The organism is Streptococcus australis, from assembly GCF_047463015.1.
Lineage (GTDB): Bacteria > Bacillota > Bacilli > Lactobacillales > Streptococcaceae > Streptococcus > Streptococcus australis_F.
Window position 1 is genome coordinate 164,700 of record NZ_JASHER010000002.1, and the last position, 25,554, is coordinate 190,253.

Annotated in this window: 32 protein-coding genes and 1 other annotated feature; of the genes, 21 read left to right on the forward strand and 11 right to left on the reverse strand. The window is 42.6% G+C overall.

The window, feature by feature from the left end; genetic code table 11:
* Positions 1 to 3 precede the first annotated feature (3 nt).
* Together QM873_RS02570 and rfbB are read left to right on the forward strand one after the other, a co-directional pair.
* Positions 4 to 543, forward strand: coding sequence for a hypothetical protein (locus QM873_RS02570; RefSeq protein ID WP_414278745.1), 540 nt, complete (start codon positions 4 to 6; stop codon positions 541 to 543).
* Positions 540 to 1,586, forward strand: coding sequence for a dTDP-glucose 4,6-dehydratase (rfbB, locus tag QM873_RS02575; protein WP_126404123.1), 1,047 nt, complete (start codon positions 540 to 542; stop codon positions 1,584 to 1,586). The genes QM873_RS02570 and rfbB overlap by 4 nt, the downstream gene beginning before the upstream one ends.
* Positions 1,587 to 1,671: 85 nt before the next feature.
* Here rfbB and QM873_RS02580 read toward each other — a convergent pair whose 3' ends face one another.
* On the reverse strand, positions 1,672 to 2,076 hold the full coding sequence (locus QM873_RS02580) for a DUF6556 family protein (RefSeq protein ID WP_414278746.1): 405 nt from the start codon (positions 2,074 to 2,076) through the stop codon (positions 1,672 to 1,674).
* 107 nt (positions 2,077 to 2,183) lie between these two features.
* Complete coding sequence (locus QM873_RS02585; RefSeq protein ID WP_414278747.1) at positions 2,184 to 2,747, reverse strand: hypothetical protein; 564 nt, start codon at positions 2,745 to 2,747, stop codon at positions 2,184 to 2,186.
* A 240-nt stretch (positions 2,748 to 2,987) separates the two neighbouring features.
* On the opposite strand from QM873_RS02585, the gene QM873_RS02590 reads away from it, so the two are divergent.
* The 5 genes from QM873_RS02590 (at position 2,988) to rpmA (ending at position 6,645) form a co-directional block, all read left to right on the forward strand.
* Entirely contained in the window at positions 2,988 to 4,130 is a 1,143-nt protein-coding gene (locus QM873_RS02590; protein ID WP_129268985.1) for a cysteine desulfurase family protein, read from the forward strand.
* A 21-nt stretch (positions 4,131 to 4,151) separates the two neighbouring features.
* Positions 4,152 to 5,372, forward strand: coding sequence for a tRNA uracil 4-sulfurtransferase ThiI (thiI, locus tag QM873_RS02595; RefSeq protein WP_414278748.1), 1,221 nt, complete (start codon positions 4,152 to 4,154; stop codon positions 5,370 to 5,372).
* Between the two features lie 167 nt (positions 5,373 to 5,539).
* Positions 5,540 to 5,627, forward strand: a sequence feature (ribosomal protein L21 leader region).
* Between the two features lie 33 nt (positions 5,628 to 5,660).
* On the forward strand, positions 5,661 to 5,975 hold the full coding sequence (rplU, locus tag QM873_RS02600; protein ID WP_003007734.1) for a 50S ribosomal protein L21: 315 nt from the start codon (positions 5,661 to 5,663) through the stop codon (positions 5,973 to 5,975).
* 15 nt (positions 5,976 to 5,990) lie between these two features.
* Positions 5,991 to 6,335 (forward strand): ribosomal-processing cysteine protease Prp, encoded by a 345-nt coding sequence (locus tag QM873_RS02605; protein ID WP_006596492.1) that lies wholly within the window; start codon positions 5,991 to 5,993, stop codon positions 6,333 to 6,335.
* Between the two features lie 16 nt (positions 6,336 to 6,351).
* Positions 6,352 to 6,645 (forward strand): 50S ribosomal protein L27, encoded by a 294-nt coding sequence (rpmA, locus tag QM873_RS02610; protein ID WP_003002805.1) that lies wholly within the window; start codon positions 6,352 to 6,354, stop codon positions 6,643 to 6,645.
* Between the two features lie 85 nt (positions 6,646 to 6,730).
* Here rpmA and QM873_RS02615 read toward each other — a convergent pair whose 3' ends face one another.
* From QM873_RS02615 to QM873_RS02645, 7 genes are all read right to left on the reverse strand, one after another.
* Positions 6,731 to 7,174, reverse strand: coding sequence for a site-specific integrase (locus tag QM873_RS02615; protein WP_414278749.1), 444 nt, complete (start codon positions 7,172 to 7,174; stop codon positions 6,731 to 6,733).
* Positions 7,175 to 7,186: 12 nt separating this feature from the next.
* Positions 7,187 to 7,834, reverse strand: a complete 648-nt coding sequence (locus tag QM873_RS02620; RefSeq protein WP_343094068.1) for a site-specific integrase — start codon at positions 7,832 to 7,834, stop codon at positions 7,187 to 7,189.
* 116 nt (positions 7,835 to 7,950) lie between these two features.
* Complete coding sequence (locus QM873_RS02625) at positions 7,951 to 8,739, reverse strand: DUF1828 domain-containing protein (protein WP_343094067.1); 789 nt, start codon at positions 8,737 to 8,739, stop codon at positions 7,951 to 7,953.
* Positions 8,732 to 9,196, reverse strand: coding sequence for a DUF6978 family protein (locus tag QM873_RS02630; protein ID WP_343094066.1), 465 nt, complete (start codon positions 9,194 to 9,196; stop codon positions 8,732 to 8,734). The genes QM873_RS02625 and QM873_RS02630 overlap by 8 nt, the downstream gene beginning before the upstream one ends.
* Before the next feature lie 102 nt (positions 9,197 to 9,298).
* The gene (locus tag QM873_RS02635) at positions 9,299 to 9,685 is read right to left on the reverse strand and encodes an ImmA/IrrE family metallo-endopeptidase (RefSeq protein ID WP_343094065.1); all 387 of its coding nucleotides are present in this window, start codon (positions 9,683 to 9,685) and stop codon (positions 9,299 to 9,301) included.
* A gap of 10 nt (positions 9,686 to 9,695) precedes the next feature.
* Entirely contained in the window at positions 9,696 to 10,043 is a 348-nt protein-coding gene (locus QM873_RS02640) for a helix-turn-helix domain-containing protein (RefSeq protein ID WP_343094064.1), read from the reverse strand.
* 483 nt (positions 10,044 to 10,526) lie between these two features.
* A complete protein-coding gene (locus QM873_RS02645) occupies positions 10,527 to 10,910 on the reverse strand; it encodes a DUF2513 domain-containing protein (protein WP_343094063.1) in 384 nt (127 codons plus the stop codon).
* A gap of 56 nt (positions 10,911 to 10,966) precedes the next feature.
* Here QM873_RS02645 and QM873_RS02650 point away from each other — a divergent pair, with 56 nt between their 5' ends.
* Positions 10,967 to 11,176: a helix-turn-helix domain-containing protein gene (locus tag QM873_RS02650; protein ID WP_343094062.1), complete on the forward strand. Its 210-nt coding sequence runs from the start codon at positions 10,967 to 10,969 to the stop codon at positions 11,174 to 11,176.
* Between the two features lie 201 nt (positions 11,177 to 11,377).
* Here QM873_RS02650 and QM873_RS02655 read toward each other — a convergent pair whose 3' ends face one another.
* A complete protein-coding gene (locus QM873_RS02655) occupies positions 11,378 to 12,166 on the reverse strand; it encodes a hypothetical protein (RefSeq protein ID WP_343094061.1) in 789 nt (262 codons plus the stop codon).
* Positions 12,167 to 12,383: 217 nt separating this feature from the next.
* Here QM873_RS02655 and QM873_RS02660 point away from each other — a divergent pair, with 217 nt between their 5' ends.
* The 7 genes from QM873_RS02660 to proC all read left to right on the forward strand — a co-directional run bounded on the left by QM873_RS02660 (position 12,384) and on the right by proC (position 18,284).
* The gene (locus QM873_RS02660) at positions 12,384 to 12,683 is read left to right on the forward strand and encodes a hypothetical protein (RefSeq protein ID WP_343094060.1); all 300 of its coding nucleotides are present in this window, start codon (positions 12,384 to 12,386) and stop codon (positions 12,681 to 12,683) included.
* 21 nt (positions 12,684 to 12,704) lie between these two features.
* A complete protein-coding gene (locus QM873_RS02665) occupies positions 12,705 to 13,607 on the forward strand; it encodes a LysR family transcriptional regulator (protein ID WP_048690250.1) in 903 nt (300 codons plus the stop codon).
* Between the two features lie 3 nt (positions 13,608 to 13,610).
* Positions 13,611 to 14,072: a signal peptidase II gene (gene lspA, locus QM873_RS02670; RefSeq protein WP_048716749.1), complete on the forward strand. Its 462-nt coding sequence runs from the start codon at positions 13,611 to 13,613 to the stop codon at positions 14,070 to 14,072.
* Positions 14,062 to 14,952, forward strand: a complete 891-nt coding sequence (locus tag QM873_RS02675; protein ID WP_154858308.1) for an RluA family pseudouridine synthase — start codon at positions 14,062 to 14,064, stop codon at positions 14,950 to 14,952. The genes lspA and QM873_RS02675 overlap by 11 nt, the downstream gene beginning before the upstream one ends.
* Positions 14,953 to 15,098: 146 nt before the next feature.
* Complete coding sequence (proB, locus tag QM873_RS02680) at positions 15,099 to 16,208, forward strand: glutamate 5-kinase (protein WP_195610756.1); 1,110 nt, start codon at positions 15,099 to 15,101, stop codon at positions 16,206 to 16,208.
* Positions 16,209 to 16,220: 12 nt separating this feature from the next.
* Positions 16,221 to 17,465: a glutamate-5-semialdehyde dehydrogenase gene (locus QM873_RS02685; protein WP_195610757.1), complete on the forward strand. Its 1,245-nt coding sequence runs from the start codon at positions 16,221 to 16,223 to the stop codon at positions 17,463 to 17,465.
* Between the two features lie 3 nt (positions 17,466 to 17,468).
* Complete coding sequence (proC, locus tag QM873_RS02690; RefSeq protein ID WP_343094058.1) at positions 17,469 to 18,284, forward strand: pyrroline-5-carboxylate reductase; 816 nt, start codon at positions 17,469 to 17,471, stop codon at positions 18,282 to 18,284.
* A 34-nt stretch (positions 18,285 to 18,318) separates the two neighbouring features.
* Here proC and QM873_RS02695 read toward each other — a convergent pair whose 3' ends face one another.
* Positions 18,319 to 19,842, reverse strand: coding sequence for an ATP-binding cassette domain-containing protein (locus tag QM873_RS02695; protein WP_195610759.1), 1,524 nt, complete (start codon positions 19,840 to 19,842; stop codon positions 18,319 to 18,321).
* A 318-nt stretch (positions 19,843 to 20,160) separates the two neighbouring features.
* Between QM873_RS02695 and hemW the strand changes: the two genes are divergently transcribed.
* The 6 genes from hemW to QM873_RS02725 are packed head-to-tail and all read left to right on the forward strand — an operon-like array spanning position 20,161 to position 25,093.
* Positions 20,161 to 21,291, forward strand: a complete 1,131-nt coding sequence (gene hemW / locus QM873_RS02700) for a radical SAM family heme chaperone HemW (protein WP_414278750.1) — start codon at positions 20,161 to 20,163, stop codon at positions 21,289 to 21,291.
* 3 nt (positions 21,292 to 21,294) lie between these two features.
* Positions 21,295 to 22,053 carry an acyl-ACP thioesterase domain-containing protein gene (locus QM873_RS02705; protein ID WP_154852678.1) on the forward strand — a complete coding sequence of 253 codons (759 nt, stop codon included), beginning with the start codon at positions 21,295 to 21,297 and terminating at the stop codon, positions 22,051 to 22,053.
* The gene (locus tag QM873_RS02710) at positions 22,035 to 22,739 is read left to right on the forward strand and encodes a hypothetical protein (protein WP_174705357.1); all 705 of its coding nucleotides are present in this window, start codon (positions 22,035 to 22,037) and stop codon (positions 22,737 to 22,739) included. Before QM873_RS02705 ends, QM873_RS02710 begins: the two co-directional genes overlap by 19 nt.
* Positions 22,729 to 23,499, forward strand: coding sequence for a TIGR01457 family HAD-type hydrolase (locus tag QM873_RS02715; RefSeq protein ID WP_306474651.1), 771 nt, complete (start codon positions 22,729 to 22,731; stop codon positions 23,497 to 23,499). Before QM873_RS02710 ends, QM873_RS02715 begins: the two co-directional genes overlap by 11 nt.
* Positions 23,492 to 24,121, forward strand: coding sequence for a TIGR01906 family membrane protein (locus tag QM873_RS02720; protein WP_414278751.1), 630 nt, complete (start codon positions 23,492 to 23,494; stop codon positions 24,119 to 24,121). Before QM873_RS02715 ends, QM873_RS02720 begins: the two co-directional genes overlap by 8 nt.
* Positions 24,122 to 24,133: 12 nt before the next feature.
* Positions 24,134 to 25,093, forward strand: coding sequence for a CPBP family intramembrane glutamic endopeptidase (locus QM873_RS02725; protein WP_414278752.1), 960 nt, complete (start codon positions 24,134 to 24,136; stop codon positions 25,091 to 25,093).
* Positions 25,094 to 25,554 lie beyond the last annotated feature (461 nt).

Genomic DNA, 25,554 nt, shown 5'->3' on the forward strand with positions numbered 1-25,554 from the left:
ATTATGAAAGAATTTTTAGAATCTCGGGAATTTATAAAAATACAAATACATCAATTTTTATCTATTGTATTATTATCCCTTGTTATAACTATAAAAGGAATTTTCAACTCTGCAAATTCATTTCAATTTTTAGAATGTTTTTCAATTGGCGTATCTGCTTTTTTGATTAGTTTTATGGGAATGTTTGCAAACGAAAATTTTTTTAACGATTGGAAAGAAGTTTTTAATAGAAAAAGTAGAGGGGAGAAATTTTTCTTTCTTATAATGCCGATTATTATGTTGTTTTTTGTTTTAGCTTTAAATTATCTATTTATTAAACTTCCTAATTTCTCAAATTGGTCAGCTGAATTGCATGATTCACTGGTAGATATTTTTTTGAAAAAAACCACTGAAATATTTATTTATTTTGGTACTGTGTTATGGAACTTTATCTGTTATATAATAACTAGTATGATGATTTCCATGGAATTAACATTTATTGGGATAATTAACTTTGATAGGATTTCAGAGTATTATTCACAGATTGGAGACAAGAAAAAATGACTGAATACAAAAACATCATCGTAACCGGTGGCGCTGGTTTCATCGGTTCAAACTTCGTACACTATGTCTACAACAACCATCCAGATGTACATGTGACTGTCCTTGACAAACTCACTTACGCTGGTAACCGTGCCAACATTGAAGAAATCCTTGGGGACCGTGTTGAATTGGTTGTGGGTGACATTGCTGACGCAGCCTTGGTGGACCAATTAGCTGCTAAGGCTGATGCGATTGTTCACTATGCGGCTGAAAGCCACAATGATAATTCATTGAATGACCCATCACCATTTATCCACACCAACTTCATTGGTACATACACACTTTTGGAAGCGGCTCGCAAGTACGATATCCGTTTCCACCACGTGTCAACAGACGAAGTCTATGGAGACCTTCCATTGCGTGAAGATCTTCCTGGACATGGGGAAGGTCCGGGTGAAAAATTCACTGCTGAAACCAAATACAACCCATCATCCCCTTATTCATCAACCAAGGCTGCTTCAGACTTGATCGTGAAGGCTTGGGTTCGTTCTTTTGGTGTCAAAGCAACGATTTCAAACTGTTCAAACAATTACGGGCCATACCAACACATCGAGAAGTTTATCCCACGTCAAATCACCAATATCTTGTCTGGTATCAAACCAAAACTTTATGGTGAAGGCAAGAACGTCCGTGACTGGATCCATACCAACGACCACTCAACGGGTGTATGGGCTATTCTCACTAAAGGCCGTATCGGTGAAACCTACTTGATCGGTGCTGATGGTGAAAAGAACAACAAGGAAGTGCTTGAACTCATCCTTGAAAAAATGGGTCAACCAAAAGATGCCTACGACCGTGTAACAGACCGTGCTGGTCACGATTTGCGTTACGCCATCGATTCAACAAAATTGCGTGAAGAATTGGGTTGGGAACCACAATTCACAAACTTCGAAGCAGGTTTGGAAGAAACCATCAAGTGGTACACCGATCACCAAGACTGGTGGAAAGCTGAAAAAGAAGCTGTTGAAGCCAACTACGCGAAGACACAAGAAGTCATCAAATAAAAATAAGCCTCTCTTGATCAGGAATTCTGGTTGACTGAGGCTTTTCTATTTTAGAAACAAAAAAAGACCAAACGGTCTTTTTTTATTAGTTGGCAGTTGTGGTTGTATCACTGGCTGCAGGAGTAGTCTCAGATGTTGTTTCTCCTGTATTCGTATCTGTTTGTGACGCACTACTTGCATCCGTTTGAGTGTTGCTCGTGTCAGTTGCCTCACTGCTAGTATTGGTTTCCGTAGTGGTAGGAGTTGTATTGGTGTTCTCACTATCCTTCTCATGAACAACGACGACACTGGTGCTAGATTCTTTTTTATCTTCGGTCTTGTTAGTCGGCTTCATGATGCTATAGATGGTAAATGAAGTGACGATAATCCCGAGTAGACTAGCAATTGTAGCGACAATCATTTGGAAAAAGGAGAGGCTTTGTTTGACCTTTTCTCCTCTAGAGGGTCTGGAATCATCTTGATGCTTGTTTTTACGTGAATAGTTTGACATTCTCTTTTTTCTTCCTCTTCATTTCAATTCATGTCTCATTTAGAGGGACACTTTAGATATTATACGTCATTTTTGAGAAAATGTCTAAAAAGAAATGAAAGAGGTTGTTAAAATTTCAAATTGCTTTCAAACTGGACACTTTGTGTCTCGCTTGCCTCAGAGGACGTTTCAAAGTTTGCCTGTTCTTTTTCAGAGACGGAAATTGGTTGGTTTGTTTGACTAGGCTGGCTGATGATTTCATGGTTACTAAAACTAGAGGAGTCATTAGGAGAGATAAACTGACCGTTCGCCTGAACCTCTATCTTGTTTGGATCCGGGATAGAGTAGTCAATCTTACCCTTGAATTCCTTGGTTTTTGAAATCACTTTTACATCTTTGACACGGATGATACGACGGAACCAGCCATTGTATTCGACCAAGCAATTGAATTTGATGTAGCTATCGGATTCACCAGGGATTGGTTGGATAAGGCTCATTTCGCGGAGGCTGCCTTCATCTTCCCTAAAGTAAGGTGGCTTCTCCAAGGGCTGTTGTAGGTCACACTGTCCTTTACCGTGACAGGCTAGTCGGGCAGAAGGGAGGGAAAATGGAAGTGGTGGTAGGACAGTGAGCAGTCCTCCAAGAGCAAGACTTCCACCTAGGGCAATGGATAGATAGATTGGTCGTTTCATGTTTGTCTCCTTTTATCATCTTTCGGGACCAGTTCAGTTGTTGAACAAATGTTTTAAAAGCCAGAACGTAGTTTTGTAAGCGCTTGACAAAACTCTCAATCTTCATCATAAGCTATTTTGAGAAATTTACAAGTTTTCTGTCTGAAACTAGGAACAAAATGAAGCCTGCCAAATCCTTGTCCCTCCAACCTATAAATGTTACAATAAGATGATTGAAAATTGACTAGGAGAGAGTGGAAGATGATTTACTTTGATAATTCAGCAACAACCAAACCTTATCCAGAAGCCTTGGCTACCTACACGGAAGTCGCAAGCAAAATTTGGGGCAATCCCTCAAGCTTGCACAACCTGGGAAGTCAAGCGACCCGGATCTTGGAGGCATCTCGTAAGCAGATAGCTACCCTCCTAGGCAAGAAAGCAGAAGAAATCTATTTCACCTCAGGTGGGACTGAAGGAGACAACTGGGCGATCAAGGGAGTTGCTTTTGAAAAAGCTCCTTATGGAAAGCATATCATTGTCTCAGCTATTGAGCATCCAGCTGTGAAGGAATCGGCCCTTTGGCTACAAGGTCAAGGATTTGAAGTGGATATTGCTCCAGTCGATGCGCATGGCTTTGTCCAAGTAGAAGAGCTGGAAAAACTCTTGCGTCCGGATACAACCCTCGTTTCGATCATGGCTGTCAATAATGAAGTGGGTTCTATCCAGCCGATTCAAGCTATTGCAGACCTATTGGCGGATCGTCCGACCATCACTTTCCATGTCGATGGGGTTCAGGCGCTGGCTAAGGTTTCAACCGCTCTCTACCTACCAGAACGGGTGGATCTAGCGACCTTCTCCAGTCATAAGTTCCATGGACTTCGTGGGGTTGGCTTCCTCTATCTCAAAGAAGGCAAAAAGATCAGTCCCCTCTTAACAGGTGGCGGACAAGAAAAGGACCTTCGTTCGACGACTGAGAACTTAGCTGGAATTGCAGCGACTGCCAAGGCCTTGCGCTTGGCGATGGAGCGTCAAGAGGATTTTGAGCGTAAATGCCATCAGTTGAAGGAAGTCATTCGTGAGGAATTAACTCATTACCCAGATGTGACTGTCTTCTCAGGAGATGAGGGCTTTGCACCCCATATCTTAACTTTTGGTATCAAGGGAGTGCGAGGAGAAGTCATCGTCCACGCTTTCGAAGAGTATGAGATTTATATCTCGACAACCTCTGCCTGCTCTTCTAAGGCTGGCAAACCAGCTGGAACCCTGATTGCTATGGGAGTCGATAAGGCTCTGGCACAAACAGCAGTCCGCCTAAGCCTCGATCTCGAAAATGACATGAGTCAGGTCGAGCAATTTTTGACCAAGTTCAAACTGATCTATGAAAAGACGCGAAAGGTGCGTTAAGGAAAAGAAAAGGAAGTTACTATGCCATTAACTTATTCAGAAATTATGATCCGCTATGGGGAGCTTTCTACTAAAGGAAAGAACCGGATGCGCTTCATTAATAAATTGCGCAATAATATCTCAGATGTTTTGTCCATTTACCCAGCTGTCAAAGTGACGGCCGATCGAGACCGAGCTCATGCCTATCTAAATGGAACGGATTATGAACCGGTGGCTGAATCTCTTAAACAGGTCTTCGGGATTCAAAATTTTTCACCCGTTTACAAGATTGAAAAATCAGTCCCAACTCTAAAAGTGGCGGTGCAAGAGATCATGAAGGAGATTTACAAGGACGGCTTGACCTTTAAAATCTCAAGTAAGCGCAGTGACCATACCTTTGAACTCGATAGCCGTGAGCTCAACCAAACCTTGGGTGGCGCTGTCTTTGAAGCGATCCCAAGTATCCAAGCCCAAATGAAAAAACCGGATATCAACCTCCAAGTAGAGATCCGGGAAGAAGCAGCCTATATCTCTTATGAAACCATTAAGGGAGCAGGTGGTCTGCCAGTTGGGACGTCTGGTAAAGGCATGCTCATGCTATCTGGTGGGATTGATTCTCCAGTAGCGGGTTACCTAGCCTTGAAGCGAGGTGTGGACATTGAAGCGGTTCACTTTGCTAGCCCGCCTTATACCAGCCCGGGTGCGCTGAAAAAAGCCCACGATTTAACTCGTAAATTGACCAAGTTTGGGGGCAATATCCAGTTTATCGAGGTACCTTTTACTGAGATTCAAGAAGAGATTAAAGCCAAGGCACCAGAAGCCTATCTCATGACTCTGACCCGTCGCTTTATGATGCGCATTACAGACCGTATCCGTCAAATTCGTGGTGGCCTAGTCATCATCAATGGGGAAAGTCTTGGTCAGGTTGCCAGCCAAACACTGGAGAGCATGCAGGCCATCAATGCCGTGACCAATACGCCCGTCATCCGTCCAGTGGTGACCATGGACAAGTTGGAGATTATCGATATCGCCCAAGCCATCGATACCTTTGAAATCTCTATCCAGCCTTTCGAAGATTGCTGTACCATCTTTGCTCCGGATCGTCCAAAGACTAATCCAAAACTCAAAAATGCAGAGCAGTATGAGCAACGTATGGACGTGGAAGCCTTGGTGGAGCGGGCTGTCGCAGGTATTATCGTAACAGAGATCACGCCTCAAGCAGAAGCAGATGAAGTCGATGAGCTGATTGAGGATTTGTTGTAAGATCTAGTAAAATTGCTTGAAGAGTCAGCGAGACCAATCGATGAAAATGGGGAAAACGCTTGTTTTACTCAATTTTTATCATTAAATGATGAAAATCCGTTTTCAAGGGACAAAAATGCTTGTCTTTGTCTGATAGAAGTGATATACTAAGAGAGTTGACTATGCACATGCCTGTGCAACCGCTCGAACATCGTCGCTCATTTCCATGAGAGTAAGTGGTTCGTCCCACGATGCTAGGCGAGTCTTCACAAAATACGGGGAAACCCAAAAATACATAGGAGGTGCATAATGAGCACATACGCAATCATTAAAACTGGCGGAAAACAAGTTAAAGTTGAAGTTGGTCAAGCAGTCTACGTTGAAAAATTGAACGTTGAAGCTGGTCAAGAAGTTACATTTAACGAAGTTGTTCTTGTTGGTGGTGAAAACACTGTTGTCGGAACTCCACTTGTTTCAGGAGCTACTGTTGTTGGAACTGTTGAAAAACAAGGAAAACAAAAGAAAGTTGTTACTTACAAGTACAAACCTAAAAAAGGTAGCCACCGTAAACAAGGTCACCGTCAACCTTACACTAAAGTTGTCATCAACGCAATCAACGCTTAATTTTTAGGAGAACACATGATACAAGCAGTCTTTGAACGAGCCGAAGATGGCGAGCTGAGGAGTGCAGAAATTACTGGTCACGCCGAAAGTGGCGAATACGGCTTAGATGTCGTGTGTGCATCGGTTTCTACGCTTGCCATTAACTTTGTCAACTCAGTTGAGAAATTTGCAGGCTATGAACCGGAACTAGAATTAAACGAAGAAGAGGGTGGCTTCATGCGGGTCACAATCCCGACAGACATTCCACCTCATCAAAGAGAAATGACCCAACTATTCTTTGAATCATTTTTCTTAGGGATGGCAAACTTATCGGAGAACTCATCCGAGTTCGTCCAAACAAGAGTTATCACAGAAAACTAACTGGAGGAAAACAATTATGTTGAAATTGAATCTTGCTAACTTGCAACTTTTCGCCCACAAAAAAGGTGGAGGTTCTACATCAAACGGACGTGATTCACAAGCTAAACGTCTTGGAGCTAAAGCAGCTGATGGACAAACTGTAACAGGTGGATCTATCCTTTACCGTCAACGCGGTACTCACATCTACCCAGGTGTGAACGTTGGACGTGGTGGAGACGATACTTTGTTCGCTAAAGTTGAAGGCGTAGTACGCTTCGAACGCAAAGGTCGCGATAAGAAACAAGTTTCTGTTTACCCAATCGCAAAATAATTGCTTTAAATAGCATAAAATAAGGCTTTCCGATATATTCGGAGAGCCTGTTTTTTGTTTTGATACCCACGCTGATACCCATATTTTAAAAACCAATGTAGTAAGCGAACTTGTTAGCTACTTCATCCTTTGCTTTTTGGGTGACGTGAGCATAGATGTCCATAGTGGTTTGAATATTCTCATGACCGAGTCTTTCCTGAACCTCCTTGATAGTAGCACCAGCTTCGAAAAGTAGTGAGCAGTGTGTATGTCTGAATCCGTGAGGAGTGATACGCTTGAAATCAGGGTACCTTCTCCAAACTCGATTCAGCAAGTTATTGACATGCACAATACTTTTAGGGCTGCCTGATTCGTTTTTAAATAATAAGCCTTTTGTACTGTATTTATGCCAATCTTTCAAAATTTCAATAGTTTTTGGATCCAGCGATATTGTTCGCTGGCCTTTTTTCGTTTTTGGAGTCTGAAATATGATTTTATTGTTTTCTCCCTTTGCTAGTGTTTGGTTAACTTTTAGTTGCCCACTCTCCAAATCAATATCAGTCTATCTTAATGCGCCTACCTCGTTTTTCCTCATCCCTGTGAAAGCCAACAAACGGAAGAAAGTGAGCATTTCTATATCATCAAGTTCCTGGACCATTTCAAAAAAAGTTTTCAGCTCTTCTTTATTATAGAATTGTTCAAGCTCTTCCTTATCTTTCTTTTTTCTTTTTGGTTTTAGAGTTTTTCTCATTGGATTGCTATCAATCAATTCCATAGATATTGCATAATCAAATATCTGATTAGCAATGCTGATGATCCCGAAAAATCGCTGATATTCTTCAGCCCATTTATTGACTTGAGCTTGGCACATAGATAGAGTAATTTTATTTATAGGCTTATCTCCAAAATGAGGGATAATAAGTCTGTCTGCTCTGTCAATTTGGCTAACATAGGTTGATTCTTTAACTGTATTTCGATAATGCTCTTTCCAAGTTTCATATACCTGATTGAAAGTAGTAGTTGTGTTTCTGCTTCTAAAGGTTTTCTTCTCATAATCAGATAAACACTTGGCTTCAGCCAGTCTAGCTTCTCGTTCGGTTTTAAAGCCACGTCTAAGAGTAACAATCTTCTTGCCAGTCAAAGGGTCAATTCCATGATAGGCTTTAAAATAGTAGGCGAAACCATCACCTTTTTTATATTTTTTGATCATTGATTTTTACCTCATTTCTTGTTAAAATGGGTATAAGAAAAAGACCTTTTGAATGGCTTTTCTTATACCGCATTCCTCACACTCAATTTTTGGCGAAGGAGAGTGTGGGGAATTTTTTATATTGCATTTGATAATAAACGAGAGTTATCCAAAACTTCTTTGTGAGATAGCAATATTATTTTATTTTTACTATTTTCATTAAATATAGCTTGCGTTTCTGCTACTTTATCAAATTTATGATGGATATCATCAACGACAGCAATGTATTCAACATTATCTTTATGGTTTTGCAAAATACGTGTATCCATCGCAAGTAACTTAGCTCTATTAAGATCGTTTCCATTCGAAATAGTTCTTATAAGTCTCTCGTTTTTGATTGTAGGAATAGCAAAGTCAAATTGAACAGTGATACCCTCTTTTCCAGAAAAAGATGGCCTTCTTGTGAAAAGTACCTCTCTCTTCACTAAAGTTTTTTCTATTTCATCGTGAAAAACATTTTTTATTGATGTATCTCGCAAAACAATCATATCATTCACTTGCATAATAGTCTGAAGTAAGCGTTGTTTCGCAAGCGGAAATTTATCAAGACTGGTAGTAATACATAACTCTCCATTTTCGATTTTTGTTCCCAAATTGTTTACGATTGTATTAATTAAATTATTTTTGTATGTTGAGCGATTAGAGAAGGAAACACCGTGGCTTTTCAAATTGTTAATTGTCCATCCATCATCTGTAAGTGTCACACGACCATCTGATAAAAATTCAGCATATAATACGATATGATCAAAATCATTGTCTAAAAACGGTGTACTTATCTCTACAAAATTCTTTTCTAAATCATTGAATTGGTATTCTTTCAACAACCAATCAAAAAATATTTTTTTAAGTGTATTTGAGTTATTCATCATCAACCTCCGTCTCTATGTGTGTATATTTGATGAATTCAGAAAATACGTCCACAATGTGAGTTAAATTAGGAAAGTCAGAATTTTTTAGTGGGATTGCAATACTATCTTTTTTATCGTATCGATTAGAATATATATGGATGTGATTTCCCTCTATAATTGATCCGTCAGGATTTAAATGTCTATTAGATGGGTTTATATCTACTCTGACCAAATGATCATGAGAATTTTTGAATCTAATATGAATACTGTATCTCTCAGGCTTTATTCTTCCTCTGTAAATGTGAAGTATATATTGAATGTCATCGTCGTCAATAACACCTTCGTCTACATCTATTTTACCAAATAAAGAAGAGATTATGGTATATATTTCATTAAAAGATAACAGACTTTTAGGGTATTTCAACTTGTTAATTAATTCTTGTACTTCATGATCATTTAAAGCATTGTAATTCATTAGTTTATCATTCCTTATTATAAAATCCCCAACATTTAAAATTTGGCAAGGCCAAGTGTAGGGATGTTTACATTCTTGCAATTGTTTGATTTTCGGTAAATGTTAATGTTGACTTGTTAAAGCCTTATATTCATCAATCACCATCGTTTCGTTAGCGATGGTTTTTAAATTATACCGTTCCATAAAATGGATGTAATTAAATTCTGACATATCATCCATAGTTTTTAATTCTTCTTCTAATAGATGATGAATCATGCTACGATCAGCTTGTAGCTCACACAACTCCCTATTAACCTCATACTGGACTGGGCTATGTTCTTTATGTCCCAATTCATGTAGAGCTACTTGTTTTTGATCTTGCTCCGATAGATTGATATCGAGAGCAAGGACTTTTAATGCCGAATTGAAGAATCCTGGACTGTGCCATTCGCTTCCATAAAAGTAGCATAGGCTCACACCCTCCTGGGCGCAAAGCTCTCTTACAGTCATAAATGCACCTCTATTTATTTTTTAAGTGTGCCTCCAAGACTGCTGTAATAAAGTCAATATCTTCTTCGGTAAGTGGTTTTCCATCGAATAACATTGATTGTGCAGCAATGTCTCTGAGGTCTAATGGTGCAGAAGCATCACCATCTTTCGCAATGTGTGGGTTTTCTGTGCGTCCTAGTAAGTAGTCGGTGGACACGTTGAAGTAGTCAGCGATTTCTTGTAATCGTTCGGAGCTGATCTTTTGTCGCTTTAAAGAATACAGAGTATTTTTACTGTATCCGAGTTTTTCTTCAACTTGATTTAGAGATAAGCCCTTTTTTCGAGCTAATTCTCTAACTTTTTCAAATGTTGGGAACATTGATTTATCAACCTTTCTGAGAGATTGACAAAAAATATTTAAATCATTTATTTAAAAGTGTTGACAAAGTAAATAAATGATTTAAAATAGTTTTTGTAAGTTAATGAGTTAGTAAAAAACGAAGTTAAAACTTATCTAAAAATAAATAGCTTTGGCGAGCAAGAAAATTGATAGATATAAGGTTTTATCAAGGTTTTTAATTATGCTTACATTTTAAATTATTTATTTAAAACTGTCAAGCGTTTTATAAAATAATTTACTAACTCTTTAACTTATAGATTTGATAGAGAGGAGGAACAGCAGATGCCAAGACCAAAACATTGGCCGTATGTTATTAAAAGAAACATAGAAAAGCCACGATTTAACAGTTTGCGTTTCCGTGGCAATAAATTGATTTTGAACTCCAAAGAATTAAAAGGGGTAAAATTTTATGAATTGAAAAGGCTAGATGTGTCGAGAAAATTTTCTGAACTAAAAGTTACTTTACTTGTTGAGTTGGTCTGAAATAACTTTTGAAATGACTTCTATAGAGATGTCTTTTAAAACATTCAATGAAAATGAACCTACTTTTGAAGCTACGCTCTTAGTTTTATTCCAATTTGTATCTTGTCTAATGTTAGCCAGAAACTCATGTGCTTCTGGAGACAAGTCGATAATAATTGCGGATAAATCATAAGTATAAGTTACTTCTCCAATAAAAAATCCTGCGTAATCCGCTTGACGAATATGGTAAAAAATCGTATCCACTCCATATTTATTAAACAAAGGTTCGTCCTTTTCTTCGTTGTAAATCACAACATTATCAAATGTAGATTTTGCTTCGATATCAAGTAATAGGTCACGAATGCAGTCAGGGTTCAGCTTCATTGTTCCACCTCATAATTATTTTTTTAAAACTATTATAGCAGAAAGGAGAAAGTTACATGAGTCAACAACATCGTAAGTGGATCGAACTTGTAAAACAGCGCATTGAGAAGCGTGGGTGGTCACAGAGTGATCTAGCTATCGTTGTAGGTGTTAGTCCTTCAGCCATCACACAGCTTTTCAAGGATGGTAAAGGCAGTGATGACTTGAAGCTTCGTATCAATAAAAAGTTGCAAATTAATGAGTCCTGGGAAAAATTTGAGGAGTAGGAAGGGTGAAAGAAAATATAAAACATCTTCATGTACGCATAAAGCATTTTCAGTCATTGATTGCTTATATGTCTGGGCATGAGAAAAAGTATTATTTAGAAAAAGATTGGTTCGATAACCCAACTCTAATTTCTATAGAAGACGCAAAAAAAGAAGTAGAACAAGCTCAGAAAATGCTTGGACTACTTTCTAGACGGTCTGTTATGGAATGTATTTTGCGATTACTGCACCGATTATTCCACCTAGGATAAGGTTTATAATCCATAGAATCATTTGTCCATAGGTTGTTTCCTGAAAAGTGGAATAAAGTCCCTTGACAGATACTCCCCTGATTGTCCATATGGAAACGTTGGTCTTCAATGTTTTATTGATAGCATGTGTAACAAATGTGGAGAACAGATTAACTTTACTCGAAGTTGACATACTGAGTTTTACGTATTCCCCATTGTCGAAAGCTTCTGCTTCATCTTTGCCGGTAAGGAATTGTTTTGGATTAAAATTATTCAAATGTAGTAGTTTTTCAATATGTGGATTCTCAATATAATTACCACCGTATAGTAATTTGAACAAATGACCAAGATCTATTTTCTTATCGTTGTCGATAGCGACTGGTGAGCCACCAAGAACCTTGAATCGTTGTTCTAGAGCATTGAAACCGAAGACGCTATCTCTCATATTCCAGTGAATCCAAGTTTTATCGGAGTTTTTATCTACAAATGCAAAGAAATCACTTAGCAATTCTTTTTCGATAATTCTGTAATTCTCATCTGTGATAGGAATGTGTAACATTTCAGAGTATTGATGAATTGAAAAGTTATTCGTTTGAGCATTATTGAATTGACGAACGGATATTGATGCAATTCTGGGGCTTTTCCCCCCTAGATTGTAGAAACTTTCGCACGAATAATGAATAATGAGATATTTTTCTGGTTTGTTTTCGATTCCTTTTAAAACACCAGATGCGTATTTGTAATCTGTATATCGGGACATCTTTAGCCTCAGATAATATTATTTATTAATTATTATATCATAAATAAAAAGGAGGAAAGGAATGGAAGAATTTATTGATGATCTTGAAAAAGAAAAAGACCACCTTGAAAAAATCATTAAGGTAGTCGGTACTGATTGAATAAATGCAAAAAGCCACTGCAGGAACAGCGGCTCAAAAAAAATAACTACTTAGATTATAGCACATTTGGAGGTTAATATGAACATCCTAAGTGAAGAATTTGAAAGTGGCATTAGGATGGTGGTACGAGAGCAGTTCAAAGAGTCTTATACTGACTTTCTTTCTCACGGGACAGCTGAGAAACGCTGGTTATCTATCGTAAGCGCAGCTCACTACGCTGATTGCAGTTCTAATACCATCTGTAAATGGTTCAAGATGGGGCTGAACTTATACAAAACTTTCAATAAATACGAGGTTAATATTTTATTTCTTCGTCTTCAGACTTCTATTGATGTCCCCATCTTTTTTCATCCTCTAGATTATGGTATAATGGAGTGATATTGTTAGAAGGAAGAAGACATGAATATTCAACAATTACGCTATGTTGTCGCGATTGCCAATAGTGGTACTTTTCGTGAAGCAGCTGAAAAAATGTACGTCAGTCAGCCGAGTCTGTCCATCTCTGTGAGAGACTTGGAGAAGGAACTGGGCTTTAAGATTTTCCGTCGGACTAGTTCAGGGACTTTCTTGACCCGCCGCGGGATGGAATTTTATGAAAAGGCCCAAGAATTGGTCAAGGGCTTTGATGTTTTTCAAAACCAATATGCCAATCCTGAGGAAGAAAAGAAGGAATTCTCAATCTCGAGTCAGCACTATGATTTCCTTCCCCCTTTGATTACCCAATTCTCAGTCCTTTATCCTGAGAATAAAGACTTCCGGATTTTTGAGTCTACGACAGTTCAAATCCTGGATGAAGTGGCTCAGGGTCATAGTGAATTGGGGATTATCTACCTCAATAAGCAAAATACTAAAGGGATCATGCAACGGGTGGATAAATTGGGCTTGGAAGTCGTTGACCTGATTCCTTTCCAGACCCATATCTATTTGCGTAAGGGCCATCCATTAGCCAAGAAAGAATCCTTAGTGATGGAGGACTTGGCACACCTACCGACTGTTCGCTTTACCCAGGAAAAGGATGAGTATCTCTACTATTCGGAGAACTTTGTCGATACGAGTAGCAGTTCCCAGCTCTTCAATGTGACGGACCGCGCAACCCTGAATGGGATCTTAGAGCGGACCGATGCCTATGCGACTGGTTCTGGCTTCTTGGATAGCCAGTCGGTGAATGGGATTACGGTTATCCCCTTGATCGATGATCTGAATAATAAAATGGTCTATGTCAAACGGGAAGAGGTAGATCTCTCACCAGTGGCTGAGAAGTTTGTCCAAGTCATGGAAGCTTACTTTGATGAGAAGAGGTAGGCAATGAAGAGAAAAGTAAGTATTTTTATTAGTATCCTCCTCTTGATCCTTCTGGATCAAGCGGTGAAGGGATATGTCGTCAAGGAAATCCCACTGGGGGGTATGCGTCGCTTCATTCCCAAAGTGGTCAGTTTGACCTACCTCAAGAACTCTGGAGCGGCCTTCTCCATGCTAGAAAACCAACAGTGGTTCTTTACCATCATTACTTTGATTGCGATGGGGGCAGCCTTTGTCTATCTCTATCGTCATATCAAAGGCTCCATTTGGCTTTTGTTGGGGTTGACCTTGATTATTTCAGGGGGAATTGGCAACTTTATTGACCGGCTCCGTCAGGGCTTTGTCGTCGATATGTTCCACTTGGATTTTATGAATTTTGCCATCTTCAATGTAGCGGATATCTATTTAACCATCGGGGTGGGACTGCTACTGATTTATCTATTGAGAGAGGAGAGCCATGGAAGTTAGAGTAGAAGTCGCTGGAGCGCGACTGGATAAGGCCGTCTCAGAGTTGACTGAACTCTCACGTGGCTTGGCCAATGAGCAGATCAAGGAAGGAAAGATCCTCGTCAATGGTCAAGTCAAAAAGGCCAAATATACCGTAAAAGAAGGGGATGTTATCAGCTATGAAGTCCCTCAAGTGGAAGAAGTGACCTACGAGGCAGAAGATATTCCCTTAGAGATTGTCTATCAAGATGCGGATGTCGCAGTGGTCAACAAGCCCCAGGGCATGGTGGTCCATCCGAGTGCCGGTCATACCAGTGGGACCCTGGTCAATGCCCTTATGTATCACATCAAGGACTTGTCAGGGATCAATGGTGAGCTTCGTCCGGGGATCGTCCATCGGATTGACAAGGACACCTCTGGCCTTCTCATGGTGGCCAAGAATGATGTGGCCCATGTAGCCTTGGCAGATGAGCTCAAGGCTAAGAAGTCCCTGCGCAAGTATTGGGCTATTGTCCACGGCAATCTTCCTAACGATCGGGGTGTTATTGAGGCGCCGATTGGGCGGAGTGACAAGGACCGTAAGAAGCAGGCTGTGACAGCCAAAGGAAAACCAGCTCTGACCCGTTTCCATGTCTTGGAGCGTTTCGGGGATTATAGCTTGGTCGAGTTGCAATTGGAGACAGGCCGGACCCACCAGATTCGGGTTCACATGGCCTACATTGGCCATCCAGTCGCTGGTGATGAAGTCTATGGCCCTCGCAAGACTTTGAAAGGCCATGGCCAGTTCCTCCATGCTAAGACACTGGGCTTTACCCATCCTCGGACGGGAGAGGTCATGGAGTTTTCAGTAGAGGTTCCGGAGATTTTTCAAAAAACCTTGGAGCAGCTTCGTCAAGGATAAGCATTCAATCATCAAAACGAGTTTACCTCTTGTGGGTCAAACTCGTTTTTTTGTGGACAAATGGGGGTTTCCCCTGGTCCGCTCTTAGTATTTTTTAAGGCTTTCATGGTATAATGTTACAATCGAATACTCTGGAGAATGAATGGATGAAGAATAAGAGAATTGTGTTTAAAGTGGGAACCTCTTCCCTAACCAATCAAGATGGAAGCTTGTCTCGGAGCAAGGTCAAGGCCATCACCCAGCAACTAGCTCTCTTACATGAGCAAGGGCATGAATTGATTTTGGTCTCTTCGGGGGCGATTGCGGCTGGTTTTGGTGCGCTTGGCTTTAAAAAACGCCCGACCAAAATCGCAGACAAGCAGGCTTCTGCAGCAGTTGGCCAAGGGTTGCTGTTAGAAGAATATACCTCTAATCTACTGGTACGCGACATCGTATCTGCCCAGGTCCTCTTGACCCAGGATGACTTTGTTGACCAACGCCGCTATAAAAATGCCCACCAGGCTCTCTCTGTCCTCTTGCAAAGAGGGGCCATTCCGATCATCAATGAGAACGATACAGTTTCGATTGAAGAACTCAAGGTCGGAGACAACGATACCCTAAGTGCCCAAGTGGCGGCTATGGTCCAGGCAGATCTCTTGGTCTTGCTGACGGATGTGGATGGTCTCTATACAGGACATCCCCAAAAGGATCCGACTGCCAAGCGTTTGGAACGGATCGATTCGATCAGCAAGGACATTATCGAGATGGCCGGTGGAGCAGGCTCAAGTAATGGGACAGGTGGCATGCTGACAAAAATCAAAGCAGCCACCATTGCCACCGAGTCAGGAGTTCCTGTTTACATTTGCTCGTCCTTGAAGGAAGACGCTCTTCTAGAAGCAGCAGAGAAGACTCAGGATGGTAGCTATTTTACAGCTCAGGACAAGTTTTTGCGCAATCAGAAACAGTGGCTGGCCTTCTATGCCCCTAGCCAAGGGTCTGTATGGCTGGACCAAGGGGCGGTTAAGGCTGTCAAAGAAGAGGGCAAGAGTATCCTTGTGTCTGGTGTGGTAAAGGTTGAGGGAGCTTTCTCTTTCTTCGATATTATCACGGTTCATGATGGAGAGACTGGACAGGTCATTGGGAAAGGGCGTACCCGCTTAGGGGCTGCGGCCATTAAGGATTTGCTCCATGGTCAAAAGCCAAAGGGTATTGTCATTCACCGGGATGATTGGATTACCATCACACCTGAGGTAGAACTCTTATTTACAGAATTTTAAAGGAGGGATTAGATGGAGACGATTGACCAGATTCGCCTGGCTAAACAGGCCAAAAAAAGTATTAATACTGCAACAAGTGATGAGAAAAATAAAGCCTTAAGAGCGATGGCCGACGCCTTGGTTGACGCAACAGCTGATATTTTGGCTGCTAATCAATTGGATATGGAAGCAGCTCAGGGCCGGATTTCGGAGGTAATGCTGGATCGCCTGCTCTTGACAGAAGAGCGCATTCAAGCCATGGCCGATGGGATTCTCCAAGTGGCTGCCCTACCCGATCCAGTCGGAGAACTCTTGGAGGAGCGGACCCTGGAGAACGGTTTGGTCATTCAGAAGAAACGAGTGGCCATGGGGGTTATTGGGATTATCTATGAAAGTCGTCCAAACGTGACCTCTGATGCAGCAGCCTTGGCCCTGAAAAGCGGGAGTGCTGTTGTTCTGCGCAGTGGCAAGGATGCCTATCAGACAGCCCATGCCATCGTTAGCGCCTTAAAAACAGGTTTGCAAGCAACCACCATTGATCCTGCTGTCCTCCAGTTGGTCGAAGATACCAGTCGGGAGAGCAGTCTGGTCATGATGAAGGCCAAGGGGGATCTAGACCTTCTCATTCCACGTGGGGGAGCTGGCTTGATCCAGGCAGTTGTAGAGCAAGCAATTGTCCCTGTGATTGAGACAGGAACAGGGATTGTCCACGTCTATGTCGATCAAGCGGCAGATTTAGACAAGGCTCTCAATATCATCCAGAATGCCAAGACCAGCCGACCATCCGTCTGTAATGCCATGGAAGTTCTCTTGGTGCATGAAGCTATTGCTGATGACTTTCTGCCACTAGTGAAGAAAGTCTTGGTAGAAGAGGCTCCGGTGCCAGTGGAACTGCGCTTGGATGCTCAGGCTCAACAAATCATTGCTGGGACACCAGCTTCTGAGACTGACTTTGATACGGAATTCTTAGATTATGTCATGGCTGTCAAGGTGGTTCCTTCTGTAGAAGAAGCGATTGCTCATATTGAAGCCCACAGTACCCATCATTCAGATGCCATTGTTTCTGAAGATCCAAGAGCCATTGAAGTCTTCAGCAACCAGGTGGACTCGGCAGCCGTTTATGTCAATGCCTCGACCCGCTTCACAGATGGCGGAGAGTTTGGCCTAGGCTGTGAGATGGGGATCTCGACCCAGAAGCTGCATGCGCGTGGTCCTATGGGATTGCGTGAGCTGACCAGCTATAAGTATCTGGTCACTGGAAATGGTCAAGTGAGGTAAGAGATGAAAGTAGCATTTATCGGACTTGGAAACATGGGCGCTAGTCTGGCCAAAGCAGTCGCAAAAGAAGTGGCTGCCACAGATTTACTTTTGGTCAATCGTTCCCCTCAAAAGGTGGAAGAATTCATCAGCAAGTATGGCGGCACAGCGTCTCATGTTCAACAGGCCTTTGAAGAGGCAGAGGTTATCTTCTTAGGGGTCAAACCCTATCAAATCTTCCCTCTCCTAGAAGAGTATCAGAACATTTTGGCCGAACGTTCCAATCTCTTACTGGTTTCCATGGCTGCAGGCCTGGAGCTAGAAAAAATGGCTGATGTGATCCAGAATGACCAGGTGGGTCTCATCCGCATCATGCCCAATACGCCCGTAGCCATTGGTCAAGGTGTCATCAGTCTGGCCCGCTCCCAAGTAGTGACAGACCAGCAAGTAGCCCAAGTCAACCAGCTCTTAACAGGAGCAGGGGTCCTCTACGAAATCGAGGAAACATTAATGGATCCTGCAACGGCTGTCGCAGGCTGTGGTCCAGCCTTTGTCTATCAGATGATCGAAGCCATGGCAGATGCAGGAGTAAGCTTAGGGCTTACTCGAGAGCAAGCCTTGCAGATGGCTGCACAGACCTTCCAAGGCGCTAGTCAAATGGTCCTAGAGACAGGCGAGCACCCAGCCCGCTTGCGAGATGCAGTTTGTAGCCCAGGTGGCTCTACTATCGCAGGAGTCAATCGTCTGGAACAAGTTGGCTTACGGGGCGACATTATTGCAGGAGTGGAAGCAGCCTACAAACGTACCCAGGAAATGGGACAAGAGGCAGCGAAGAAATAGAAAAAAGATTGGTTTTTGGCCAATCTTTTTTACGTTAGAGCGATTCTATTTCTACCAAACCATTTTCGGTCAGACGATAGATTTTTTGGCAGACTTCTTTGAGGAAGGTCCGGTCATGGGAGACTGTAACTAGTCCGCCTGGGTAGTCTGCGAATAGGCGTCGAATTTCTGGTTGGGAAGTGGGGGAAAAATTGCGGGTAGGCTCGTCCAAGAGCAGAAACTGGGGACTTGTGAGTACTAGTTGCAGGAGAAAGAGTTTTCCTTGCTGGCCACCAGAAAGTTCTGAGATCGGATGGTGCATTTCCGAATAGGTAAAGTTGAGGGAGGCTAAATGCAATTGAATGGTGTTGATTTCTTCGCGATCGCCTGAATGCTGTAGAAATTGAACCGGTGTCTGAGTCAAAGGAAGGCCTTCAGTGTAATCTTGAGGCATATAGGCAGTACGGATGCTCTCATTCTTCTGTAAGATCTCCCATATCATTTTTAGGAAAGTGGATTTCCCTACACCGTTAGAACCGATAATCCCTATTTTGTCCTGCCCTTGAAGAGTGAGGGAGAGGTTCTTAATCAGGACCCGATCACCAATTGCGAGATCTTCCTGATCTAAGAGAAGGACTCGTTTTTGAGGAGACAAGGGAGTGAGGTGAGGAAAATGCAGATTGATGACTTCCTCATCATAGGGTTGGGGAGTCATAGATTGGAATACTCGCTCGTAGCGCTTTTCTTGTGAGAGGAGGGACTTCATTTTCTTTGCCAGGAGACGTCCAGCGGTACTATCCTTAGTGTTTCGTAAGGATGTTTCAACTTGCTGACGGACGCGACGATGCTTCTCCATTGTTTTTCGGTAGGTTCGTTGATCGTTGGCAGCTTGCTGGGACTGCTGCTTGAATTGTTGCTCCCTCTGGCTACTGTAGTCTTGATAGCCTAGGTGCTCTACAATGGTTTCAGCCTCCTTGCGGTGTTTGATCTGTCTTAGATGGATGATCGTATCCGCTGTCTGAGTCAAAAAATCCTCATGATGGGAAATAAATAAAATGGTTTTGGGGCTTGTTTGGATCATCTGCTGGAGCCAGTCCAGGGTCTCTAAATCTAGATCGTTTGAGGGTTCATCTAAAAATAGCAATTCATGAGGACGACAAAGTTCGTGAAGCAGTTGGACCTTGAGGGCTTCTCCTCCAGATAGACTTCCGATGGTTTGATCGCTTGCAAAGCGGTCGCTATTAAAATGCAATTGATCAGCCAGTCTGTAGAGGCTGGCATAGTCTAGCTCGTCCTCTCCAAAAAAATATTCTCCCAAAGTTTTTCCCTTCAATGCTTCCGGCAAAGACTGGGGAATATAGGCATAGGAGTGAAAGGAAGTGGTGATTTCTCCTTCTATGGTCAGATAATCTGGTAGAGATTTTGGGGACATGAGGACCTGAAGTAAGGAAGATTTTCCATTCCCTTCTTCGCCAATAATAGCAACTTTTTCTCCTTCATGTATGGTTAGGGACAGATTACGTACTAGATCGCGTAAATCTTTTGTATGGCGGATAGTGAGGTGGGATAGTTTTAGCATAAGATTCCTTTCTACTGGGACAAAAAACAGCTCTACCTATTTAGTAGAGCTGTATTCAAGCGGAACCCAAGCAGAAAAAGACCTAATTTAGCCAACAAAAGGTTGGAGAATAGGCGAGAGGGTACACAAAAAGAGATAGAACAAGCAGTCCACTAAATAAAGTATCTTATTTAACGAAACTTAGTTGTTCATATCTCCTTACCTCCGAATGTGATTAGCTTTATTCTATTCCTTTCATTCCTTCTTGTCAAGGAAATCCTTGCTTTACCCTCTCTTTTCTGCTCGGGCTTTGGTGCGAAATGTGGTATAATAAAGGTTATGCAAGCTAAACCGTCCTCTGCCTATGTGCATATTCCATTTTGTACCCAGATTTGTTATTATTGTGACTTTTCGAAGGTTTTTATCAAGAATCAACCGGTCGATGCCTATCTGGAACACCTAATCCAGGAGACGCGGTCTTATGAGATTGGCAAACTCCGGACCCTCTACATCGGTGGAGGGACTCCGACAGCTCTATCTGCCCAGCAACTGGCCTATCTCTTGACAGAATTGCCCAAGGTCATGGACCTATCGGAGGTAGAGGAGTTTACCATCGAGGCCAATCCTGGAGATTTGGATTCGGATAAGATCGCAGTCCTCAAGGACTCTCAGGTCAATCGGGTCTCTCTGGGGGTTCAAACCTTTGATAATAAGATGTTGAAGAAGATTGGGCGGAGCCACCAGGAGCAGGATATCTATGATAATATAGAGCGCTTGAAGCTGGCTGGTTTTGATAATATTTCGATCGACCTCATTTATGCGCTTCCGACGCAAACCATGGAGCAGGTCAAGGAAAATGTCGCTAAGGCTCTTGCCCTCGATATTCCCCATATGAGTCTCTATAGCTTGATTCTGGAGAATCACACTGTCTTTATGAATCGCATGAGACGGGGCAAGCTTCCTCTTCCTAAAGAGGAGTTAGAAGCGGAGATGTTTGAATACATTATTCAGGAGTTGGAGCGTGCGGGCTTTGAGCATTATGAAATATCCAATTTCTCCAAGCCTGGTTTTGAAAGTCGACATAATCTCATGTATTGGGACAATGCCGAGTATTATGGTCTGGGAGCTGGTGCATCTGGCTATGTCAATGGTGTTCGCTACAAGAATCATGGCCCTATCCGTCACTATATGCAGGCGGTCGAAGAGGGAAATGCGCGTGTCCAAGAAGAACATCTGACTCAGACTGAAATGATGGAAGAAGAGATGTTTCTGGGACTGCGTAAGAAAACAGGCGTTTCCAAGAAGCGTTTCGAAGAAAAATTTAGTGTGAATTTTGACCAACAATATGGACCAGTGGTTGAGGAATTGACCCAGCAGGGACTCTTGGTTCCAGATGACAAGCAAGTTCGGATGACCAAGAGAGGTTTGTTCCTTGGTGATACCGTAGCAGAGAAATTTATATTGGAGTAAAAGATGGCTAAAATTTATCAGTATGACATGAAAGTTCCTTTTGATATGAGCGATGTGAATGGCTTTATCAAGATGCCCCAGCTCATCCTCCTGTCCTTGCAGGTCTCAGGCATGCAGTCCATGGAGATCGGTGTCAGTGACAAGGACCTGCTCGAACAGTACAATCTAGTCTGGATCATCACCGACTATGACATCAGGGTTCATCGCCTACCGGTCTTTGATGAACTGATTACCATTGAGACTCAAGCACTCGCCCACAATCGTCTCTTTTGCTATCGTTCCTTTGTCGTTAGAGACCAGAAGGGGGAAGCCATCGTCGAGATGGTGGCTACCTTCGTCTTGATGGACCGGGACAGCCGCAAGGTCCAATCTGTACCAGAGGAGATCACAGAGCCATATGAGTCACCATTTGAGAAGAAGATCCGCCGTGGTCCACGCTATCCAGAACTGAATGGAGCCATGGAGCAGGACTACCATGTGCGTTTCTATGATCTCGATATGAACGGCCATGTCAACAACAGCAAGTACTTGGACTGGGTCTTTGAAGTCATGGGAGCGGAATTCCTAACCCAGCATATCCCCAAACGGGTCCATCTCAAGTATGTCAAGGAAGTCTTGCCTGGAGGAATGATCACCTCTAGCGTCGAGCGGGAAGGGATGATCAGCAACCATGTCATCTCATCAGAAGGCCAAATCCACGCCCAAGCCCTCATCACTTGGGAAGAAATAGATAAGGAGACATTATGGAAAAACGAAGATTAAAACAGAAAAAAGAAGACTTGATGGAGGTTCAACGGCGGGTTGTTGCTTATGCTCGTCGTAAGAAAAATCCCCTCTATGTGTTGGGAGATGGTTTCTTGACCTTAGTCGCAGCCTTTTATATCTTTATTGAGGAAGCGATTCGCTTTATCCGCTACCGGTTGAGTTTTGAAGCCTTTATGCGTTTTCTCAAGGAAGATGTTCGCTGGTATCGTGTCTGGATTCATTTGATTTTGGCCTTTATCCTGCCAGTCGTTGTCTTTTCCTTGAGTATCACCAGCCAAGCGGGTAGCTTCTGGAGTAACTTCTTTGATAAGCTCTCTCAAGGTGTCCTCTTTAGTACGACTGTCAGCCTCGCAGCGACTTTAATGACAGATTTCATCGAGACCATGAAGCCTATCCAGGCAGGGAAAGAAAGCAATGAGGAAAAAGAGAGCGGCGTCTATACCATCACCATTGATCAGGCTAAGATCGGTGGCTTGATGGTGACCATCGTCATCTTGATGATTTCATCCTTCCTCTTTACTCAGGCTGGAAAAGCAAGTATCAATTTCTTCGGTCTTGTCCTTCAATTTGCCCTATATGGAGCTTGTTTGCTTCTGTATGGAGCAGGAGGCCAGTTTCAAGATCAGGAGAAAGTAGCAGAGGAAGCAAGTGAAAAAGGAGATCAAGAATCCCATGACTTATAAGGGTTATTTAATCGACTTAGACGGAACCATCTACAAGGGCAAAGAGCGGATCCCAGCTGGGGAAGCCTTTGTCCACGAATTGCAAGAGCGTCAGATCCCCTATCTCTTTGTGACCAACAATACTACCCGGACGCCGGAAATGGTCCAAGAAATGCTGGCAGGCCAGTTCAATATCGAAACGCCATTAGATACCATCTATACAGCGACACTAGCAACCATCGATTATATGGTGGATATGAATCTTGGGAAAACTGCCTATGTCATTGGAGATGTAGGCTTGAAACACGCCATTGCTGAGGCAGGCTTTGTCGAAGATACGGTAAATCCAGCCTATGTCGTGGTGGGTCTTGACTGGGAAGTGGACTATGAGAAATTCTCTATTGCGACCTTGGCCATTCAAAAGGGAGCCCATTTCATCGGGACAAATCCAGACCTCAATATCCCGACAGAGCGCGGGATGATGCCAGGTGCTGGTGCTCTAAATGCCCTGATCGAAGCAGCAACGCGCGTGAAGCCAACCTTTATCGGCAAGCCCAATGCCATCATCATGGATAAGGCCATCGCTCACCTGGGACTAGAGCGCGAAGAAGTGGTCATGGTGGGAGATAATTACCTGACCGACATCCGAGCAGGGATTGACAATGGCATTCCTACTTTGCTAGTGACCACTGGCTTTACCAAGCCAGAAGAAGTACCAGACCTGCCCTTGCCACCAACGCACGTCCTATCGAGCTTAGCGGAGTGGGATTTCGATGCGTGATCGGTTGAAAGTAACGGGATTTGTCCTCTGGCTCTTAGCAACGGTGATTTTGGGGACCATTCTACTAGCCTGGTTGATCTATCCCATGGAGATTAGCTGGTTACGAATTCAGAATCGGACCGGTTTGGCTCCAACAGTCATTCAGAAGAATTTTCAGATCCTCATGCGGTATTTGACCAGTCCCTTTACCTGGAAGCTGGACATGCCGGATTTTCCATCTTCTCCCGATGGGCTCCATCATTTTCAAGCAGTCAAGTACCTCTTTCACCTGACCCAGGTCTTATTCCTGATCTTGTTGCCAGTAGCTGTACGATTTATTCGAACAGTGATGCGTAAGGGCTACGCAGGTCTCTATCGCCCTTTATTTGGTGGGATGGTTCTCTTACCGATTATCATAGGAGGAGTGACCCTCTTTATTGGCTTTGATCAATTCTTTACCCTCTTTCACCAAGTCCTCTTTGTCGGAGATGCTACCTGGCTCTTTGATCCTTATCGGGATCCAATTATTCTAGCTTTACCAGAGGACTATTTCCTTCATGCCTTTCTGATTTTCTTTGTATTGTATGAAGGGGCTTTTGGATGGTGCTACGGGTGGAGTCGGAAAAGAAAAACAGTAGATTAGTGGAGTGAATGGATGAAACAGTTCAATCGATTTATAGATCCCAAAAAGGATTTGGGAAGCTTTTCAGGGATGGTTTGCCTCTATCTCTTGGTCATGGTCTTTGTCAGCATCATTTCGACCTTTGCCGTTACCCTCTTTATGTTTGGACGGTATGGATTGGAGATGGCAGAGAAGCAGGAGTATGTAGAAAAAATCATCAATGGAAATGGGATTAGCTATCTAATATCTGTCAGTATAGGAGTCCTTCTATTTGCCCTCTATCGGCAAGGCTCCCTCTTTAAAGGAGATGTGAGACAAAAGGGACGCAAGATGACCTGGCAGACTTTCTTAGTCTTCATTGCCTTCTTGGGGTTCTCCCAGTTGGCTTCTAGCGCCTTATCTCAACTCTTAGACCACATGATGGGAACCCTGGGCTTTTACAAGCCTCAAGAGGACATGTCTGAGCAACTCAGCCAGTCTTGGAGTCTCTTGCTCTATGCGACCCTGATCGGTCCTATCACAGAGGAATTGGTTTTCCGGGCCGCTGGACTGAGAGCATTAGAAAAGTATGGAAAAGTCTTTGCAATCGTCATGACAGCTATCGCTTTTGGACTCTTTCATGCCAATTTTGATCAGTTGTTCTTCGCGACCATTATTGGTTTAGGCTTTGGCTACTTGACCTTCGAATATTCGATCTGGTGGGCTATTTTCTACCATATCTTTAACAACCTGGTCCTCTCGCAAGGACTTCATTACCTCGGCACGCATGTCAATATGAATGTAGCCGAGTGGGTTCAAATTCTGGTCTTTTTAGGTGGAACCATCGCCTTTACCATCGTTTTGATTTTAAAAAGAAAAGCTATTTTTCACTACATTCAAGAAAACCGACCAGCACCTGGTGTCTTCCAAAGAAGCTTGTATTCCTTCTGGTTCTGGGTCTTGGTCCTTGGGACAACTCTGATGTCCTTACTTCCTTATTTAAAAGGCTATTAATCTCAAAGAGGGATCGTTTTCGATCCCTCTTTGATTGAAGATAAATTCTTCTGAAAAACTTTCCTTAGGTGAGTACGGACGTCAGCGAACTTCAAGGAAGTTCCATGACTTAGTTTTGAGCCCCTTCGCTCTTTAATTTCTGGGCTCAGGCTAAAACAGTTCCCAAAACTGTTTTACTCTCAAAACTCCTGAGTGCCTGAAATTCGAATTGTTTCAGGCACTTTTCTCACGGCAGAAAGTTTTTTATCCTCTTAATTGACTAAAAAAGTCATTTTTTTATAAATATCTAACTATTTTACTTAAAACAATAGTCTGTCTCCATTATAATAGAGAGAGTGTAAGACAAGGAGAAAGTATGTTTGATCGTTATTTGATGCTTACTTTTTAGAAGCGATCGTTAATCAACTGGCAACACCCTATAAACCTCGGATTCGCTCTGCTTTCGATGCTTGTTGGAGCTT

Coding starts and splice junctions, on each gene's coding strand:
- QM873_RS02570 (WP_414278745.1), top strand. CDS start 4: ATGAAAGAATTTTTAGAATCTCGGGAATTTATAAAAATACAAATACAT.
- rfbB (WP_126404123.1), top strand. CDS start 540: ATGACTGAATACAAAAACATCATCGTAACCGGTGGCGCTGGTTTCATC.
- QM873_RS02580 (WP_414278746.1), bottom strand. CDS start 2,076: ATGTCAAACTATTCACGTAAAAACAAGCATCAAGATGATTCCAGACCC.
- QM873_RS02585 (WP_414278747.1), bottom strand. CDS start 2,747: ATGAAACGACCAATCTATCTATCCATTGCCCTAGGTGGAAGTCTTGCT.
- QM873_RS02590 (WP_129268985.1), top strand. CDS start 2,988: ATGATTTACTTTGATAATTCAGCAACAACCAAACCTTATCCAGAAGCC.
- thiI (WP_414278748.1), top strand. CDS start 4,152: ATGCCATTAACTTATTCAGAAATTATGATCCGCTATGGGGAGCTTTCT.
- rplU (WP_003007734.1), top strand. CDS start 5,661: ATGAGCACATACGCAATCATTAAAACTGGCGGAAAACAAGTTAAAGTT.
- QM873_RS02605 (WP_006596492.1), top strand. CDS start 5,991: ATGATACAAGCAGTCTTTGAACGAGCCGAAGATGGCGAGCTGAGGAGT.
- rpmA (WP_003002805.1), top strand. CDS start 6,352: ATGTTGAAATTGAATCTTGCTAACTTGCAACTTTTCGCCCACAAAAAA.
- QM873_RS02620 (WP_343094068.1), bottom strand. CDS start 7,834: ATGATCAAAAAATATAAAAAAGGTGATGGTTTCGCCTACTATTTTAAA.
- QM873_RS02625 (WP_343094067.1), bottom strand. CDS start 8,739: ATGAATAACTCAAATACACTTAAAAAAATATTTTTTGATTGGTTGTTG.
- QM873_RS02630 (WP_343094066.1), bottom strand. CDS start 9,196: ATGAATTACAATGCTTTAAATGATCATGAAGTACAAGAATTAATTAAC.
- QM873_RS02635 (WP_343094065.1), bottom strand. CDS start 9,685: ATGACTGTAAGAGAGCTTTGCGCCCAGGAGGGTGTGAGCCTATGCTAC.
- QM873_RS02640 (WP_343094064.1), bottom strand. CDS start 10,043: ATGTTCCCAACATTTGAAAAAGTTAGAGAATTAGCTCGAAAAAAGGGC.
- QM873_RS02645 (WP_343094063.1), bottom strand. CDS start 10,910: ATGAAGCTGAACCCTGACTGCATTCGTGACCTATTACTTGATATCGAA.
- QM873_RS02650 (WP_343094062.1), top strand. CDS start 10,967: ATGAGTCAACAACATCGTAAGTGGATCGAACTTGTAAAACAGCGCATT.
- QM873_RS02655 (WP_343094061.1), bottom strand. CDS start 12,166: ATGTCCCGATATACAGATTACAAATACGCATCTGGTGTTTTAAAAGGA.
- QM873_RS02660 (WP_343094060.1), top strand. CDS start 12,384: ATGAACATCCTAAGTGAAGAATTTGAAAGTGGCATTAGGATGGTGGTA.
- QM873_RS02665 (WP_048690250.1), top strand. CDS start 12,705: ATGAATATTCAACAATTACGCTATGTTGTCGCGATTGCCAATAGTGGT.
- lspA (WP_048716749.1), top strand. CDS start 13,611: ATGAAGAGAAAAGTAAGTATTTTTATTAGTATCCTCCTCTTGATCCTT.
- QM873_RS02675 (WP_154858308.1), top strand. CDS start 14,062: ATGGAAGTTAGAGTAGAAGTCGCTGGAGCGCGACTGGATAAGGCCGTC.
- proB (WP_195610756.1), top strand. CDS start 15,099: ATGAAGAATAAGAGAATTGTGTTTAAAGTGGGAACCTCTTCCCTAACC.
- QM873_RS02685 (WP_195610757.1), top strand. CDS start 16,221: ATGGAGACGATTGACCAGATTCGCCTGGCTAAACAGGCCAAAAAAAGT.
- proC (WP_343094058.1), top strand. CDS start 17,469: ATGAAAGTAGCATTTATCGGACTTGGAAACATGGGCGCTAGTCTGGCC.
- QM873_RS02695 (WP_195610759.1), bottom strand. CDS start 19,842: ATGCTAAAACTATCCCACCTCACTATCCGCCATACAAAAGATTTACGC.
- hemW (WP_414278750.1), top strand. CDS start 20,161: ATGCAAGCTAAACCGTCCTCTGCCTATGTGCATATTCCATTTTGTACC.
- QM873_RS02705 (WP_154852678.1), top strand. CDS start 21,295: ATGGCTAAAATTTATCAGTATGACATGAAAGTTCCTTTTGATATGAGC.
- QM873_RS02710 (WP_174705357.1), top strand. CDS start 22,035: ATGGAAAAACGAAGATTAAAACAGAAAAAAGAAGACTTGATGGAGGTT.
- QM873_RS02715 (WP_306474651.1), top strand. CDS start 22,729: ATGACTTATAAGGGTTATTTAATCGACTTAGACGGAACCATCTACAAG.
- QM873_RS02720 (WP_414278751.1), top strand. CDS start 23,492: ATGCGTGATCGGTTGAAAGTAACGGGATTTGTCCTCTGGCTCTTAGCA.
- QM873_RS02725 (WP_414278752.1), top strand. CDS start 24,134: ATGAAACAGTTCAATCGATTTATAGATCCCAAAAAGGATTTGGGAAGC.